The sequence below is a fragment of the Microbacterium sp. Bi128 genome (assembly GCF_918698205.1).
This window is the reverse complement of record NZ_CAKKMM010000491.1, coordinates 1-3,436: the sequence shown is the minus strand read 5'-3', so window position 1 is coordinate 3,436 and position 3,436 is coordinate 1. Positions and strand designations below refer to the sequence as shown.

Sequence of the window (3,436 nt, the reverse complement as noted above, 5' to 3'; positions counted from 1 at the left end):
CTAAAGATTCCGGCGGATTTTTTTGTGCCCGGTTCCATGTTGGATTTTGTGCCCCGTTCCGCACCCCTGTTCCATGAGTCATCGCGCCGATTAGCGCGAACGCGATTTGTGGTTTAGGCTATTCAGGTTGCTTCAGGGAGGATGAAACTTCCAGGCAAATGAGGGGCTGTGGCGCAGCTGGTAGCGCACCTGCATGGCATGCAGGGGGTCAGGGGTTCGAGTCCCCTCAGCTCCACCAGAAAGGGAATCACCGCCAGGCGGTGGTTCCCTTTTTCGTACCCTCCGCAGCTGTGCAGGACTTCGAAAGTCGCATCCGTCAAGACCGTCTCATGACCGGACGTCATAAACTGTCATTTAGGCTCTCCACCCTGAGCTGGACCTTGCTATCGTCGCTAGGAGACAGCCGCCCTGCGGCTTAGCTGGAAGGCCATTTCCGGCTCCACGACTAAGGAACATCATGAAGCGCACACGACTTTCCGTTATTGGCCTCATCGCCGCTGCAGGACTCGCCCTGGCAGGCTGCGGGTCGGCGTCCACCACCCCGGCCAGCTCAGCGCCGGCAGCCGGTGCGGACACCTCCCTCAGCGACGTCAAGAGCGCAGGCGTGCTCAAGGTCGGCACGGAAGGCACTTACAAGCCGTTCACGTTCCACGCCAACGGCAGCGGTGAGCTGACGGGCTACGACGTGGAGATCATGAACGCCGTCGCCGCGAAGCTGGGCGTCAAGCCCTCCTACCAGGAGACGCAGTTCGACGCCATCTTCGCCGGCCTCGATGCCAAACGGTTCGACGTCGTCGCCAACCAGGTTTCCATCACCGACGAGCGCAAGGCGAAGTACGACTTCTCTACCCCGTACACGGTGAGCACCGGCGTGATCGTCACGAAGTCGGACAACGACAGCATCCACTCCTTTGACGACCTCAAGGGCAAGACCACGGCGCAGTCCCTGACGAGCAACTGGTACAAGCTGGCGCAGCAGAGCGGCGCGAACGTCGAGGCCGTCGAGGGCTGGGCGCAGGCAATCACGCTGCTCAAGCAGGGCCGCGTCGATGCCACCATCAACGACAAGCTGACCTACCTGGACTCCCAGAAGACCGACCACGACGCCGACATCAAGATTGCCGCCGAGACCACCGACAAATCGCTGAGCGCGTTCACCCTGCGCAAGGGATCCACCAGCCTGACCGATGCCATCAATAAGGCCCTCGGCGAGCTGGCGGCCGACGGCACCCTGACGAAGATCTCCCAGAAGTACTTCGACGCCGACGTCTCGAAGTAGCCCTGTGCAAGCCGCAGAGAAACGCCGCGTCCGGGCATGAGCATCAACTGGGAACTCGTGTGGTCATCGCTGGGCCCGCTCCTGACGGGTGCGATCTTCGGCACCATTCCCTTGGCGCTGGCCTCGTTCAGCCTGGGCCTGCTGCTGGCACTGGTGGTGGCCCTCATGCGGCTGAGCCGCAACCGCCTGGTTTCGGCGGTGGCGCGGACCTACATCTCCGTCATCCGCGGAACCCCGCTTTTGGTCCAGCTGTTCGTCATTTTCTACGGGCTCCCTTCCGTCGGAATCACCATCAGCCCCTGGCCCAGCGCCATCATCGCGTTCTCCCTGAACGTCGGCGGCTATGCCGCGGAGGTCATCCGGGCGGCCATCCTGTCGGTTCCGAAGGGCCAGTGGGAGGCCGGCCACACCATCGGAATGTCGCGCCGGCAGACGCTCGTGCGGATCATCCTGCCGCAGGCCGCCCGGGTCTCGGTTCCGCCGCTGTCGAACACCTTCATCAGCCTGGTCAAGGACACGTCGCTGGCGTCGCTGATCCTCGTCACCGAACTGTTCCGCGTGGCGCAGCAGGTGGCGGCCTTCAGCCAGGAGTTCATGCTCTTATATCTGGAGGCGGCCGTGATCTACTGGATCATCTGCCTCGTTCTCGCCAGCGGACAGTCCGTCCTGGAGAAGAGATTGGACCGCTATGTCGCCCACTGAACCGCAACCCTCTGACGTTCCTGTCCCGGACGAGCCGCTCCTGACCGTCACGGGCCTGCGCAAGTCGTTCGGCCACCATGTTGTGCTCAAATCCATCGACCTTGAAGTCCGCCGCGGCGAAGTGGTCACGTTGATCGGGCCGTCCGGATCAGGAAAAACGACAGTCCTGCGCTGCCTGAATGGCCTCGAAGTGCCCGACGCCGGCGTCGCCGAATTCGCGGGGCAACTGACCGTGGACTTTGCCACACCGGTGGCGAAGAAGCCGGTGCTGGCCTTGCGGGACCGCAGCGCCATGGTGTTCCAGCACTACAACCTCTTCCCGCACAAGACCGTCCTGGAGAACGTGATCGAGGGCCCCGTCCAGGTGCAGAAGCGGCCCAAGGCGGACGCGATCCAGGAGGCCCGGGACCTGTTGGCCCGCGTCGGCCTGACCGGCAAGGAGAACAGCTACCCGTTCGAGCTCTCCGGCGGCCAGCAGCAGCGCGTCGGCATTGTGCGTGCCCGCGCCCTGCGCCCGCAACTGCTGCTCTTCGACGAGCCCACCTCTGCGCTGGACCCCGAGCTCGTGGGCGAGGTCCTGGCCGTCATCAAGGAACTCGCGGACGAAGGCTGGACCATGGTGGTGGTCACCCACGAGCTCGCGTTCGCCCGTCAGGTGGCCGACGAGGTCATCTTCATGGACGGCGGCGTGGTGGTCGAACGCGGCCACCCCGACACCGTTCTGCGGGACCCGCGGGAGGAACGCACTCGGCAGTTCGTGGACCGCCTGCTGAACCCGTTCTAGGGCGCCCCGCCCACGGCGCGAAGAAGCGGCGAGAAAAAGAGGCGAGCAGCACGGGCGGGCACAGGCGGCGACTAAACTTGGTCGGGTGAACGACTCCCTGCCCCCGTGCCCCGAATGCTCCAGCGAATACACCTACGAAATGGGGGCGCTCCTGGTCTGCCCGGAGTGCGCGCACGAATGGTCCGCATCCGCGGAGACTGACACAGAGGCCGACACCCCCGCGGCCGCGGTCATCAAGGATGCGGTGGGCAACGTCCTCGCCGACGGCGACACCGTCACCGTGGTCAAGGACCTGAAAATCAAGGGCAGCTCCACCGTCATCAAGGTGGGCACCAAGGTCCGCGGCATCCGCCTGGTCAACGGTGTTGGAGACCACGACATCGACTGCAAGGTGGACGGCGTGGGCCCCATGCAGCTCAAGTCCAGCGTCGTCAAGAAGATCTGACCGGGGACACGACCGTGACCGCAGAGACGGTGCGGGCGGCCGACGTCGTCGTGGTCGGCGCCGGCCAGGCGGGCCTGTCGGCGGCCTACCACCTTCAGCGCCGCGGCTTCGTCCCGGCCGGCGCTGACCCGGCCGGCCCGGCCGCGGCCGGGACGTACATCGTGCTCGACGCCGAGGACGGGCCCGGCGGAGCCTGGCGGCACCGCTGGAAGAGCCTGCTCATGGC

General features: G+C 65.1%; 5 protein-coding genes and 1 tRNA gene. All 6 read left to right on the top strand.

Annotated features, from left to right (window positions below):
* Nucleotides 1–162: 162 nt before the first annotated feature.
* Nucleotides 163–238, top strand: a tRNA-Ala gene (locus tag LQV45_RS21680).
* 219 nt (nt 239–457) lie between these two features.
* Nucleotides 458–1,279: an amino acid ABC transporter substrate-binding protein gene (locus LQV45_RS21675; protein WP_230008769.1), complete on the top strand. Its 822-nt coding sequence runs from the start codon at nt 458–460 to the stop codon at nt 1,277–1,279.
* Nucleotides 1,280–1,315: 36 nt separating this feature from the next.
* A complete protein-coding gene (locus LQV45_RS21670) occupies nt 1,316–1,981 on the top strand; it encodes an amino acid ABC transporter permease (RefSeq protein WP_230008768.1) in 666 nt (221 codons plus the stop codon).
* Nucleotides 1,968–2,765 carry an amino acid ABC transporter ATP-binding protein gene (locus LQV45_RS21665; protein ID WP_230008767.1) on the top strand — a complete coding sequence of 266 codons (798 nt, stop codon included), beginning with the start codon at nt 1,968–1,970 and terminating at the stop codon, nt 2,763–2,765. The genes LQV45_RS21670 and LQV45_RS21665 overlap by 14 nt, the downstream gene beginning before the upstream one ends.
* 85 nt (nt 2,766–2,850) lie before the next feature.
* Entirely contained in the window at nt 2,851–3,210 is a 360-nt protein-coding gene (locus LQV45_RS21660; RefSeq protein WP_230008766.1) for a zinc ribbon domain-containing protein YjdM, read from the top strand.
* 14 nt (nt 3,211–3,224) lie between these two features.
* Nucleotides 3,225–3,436 (top strand): FAD-binding protein (locus tag LQV45_RS21655; protein ID WP_230008765.1); only part of this gene is annotated, 212 nt, incomplete at its 3' end.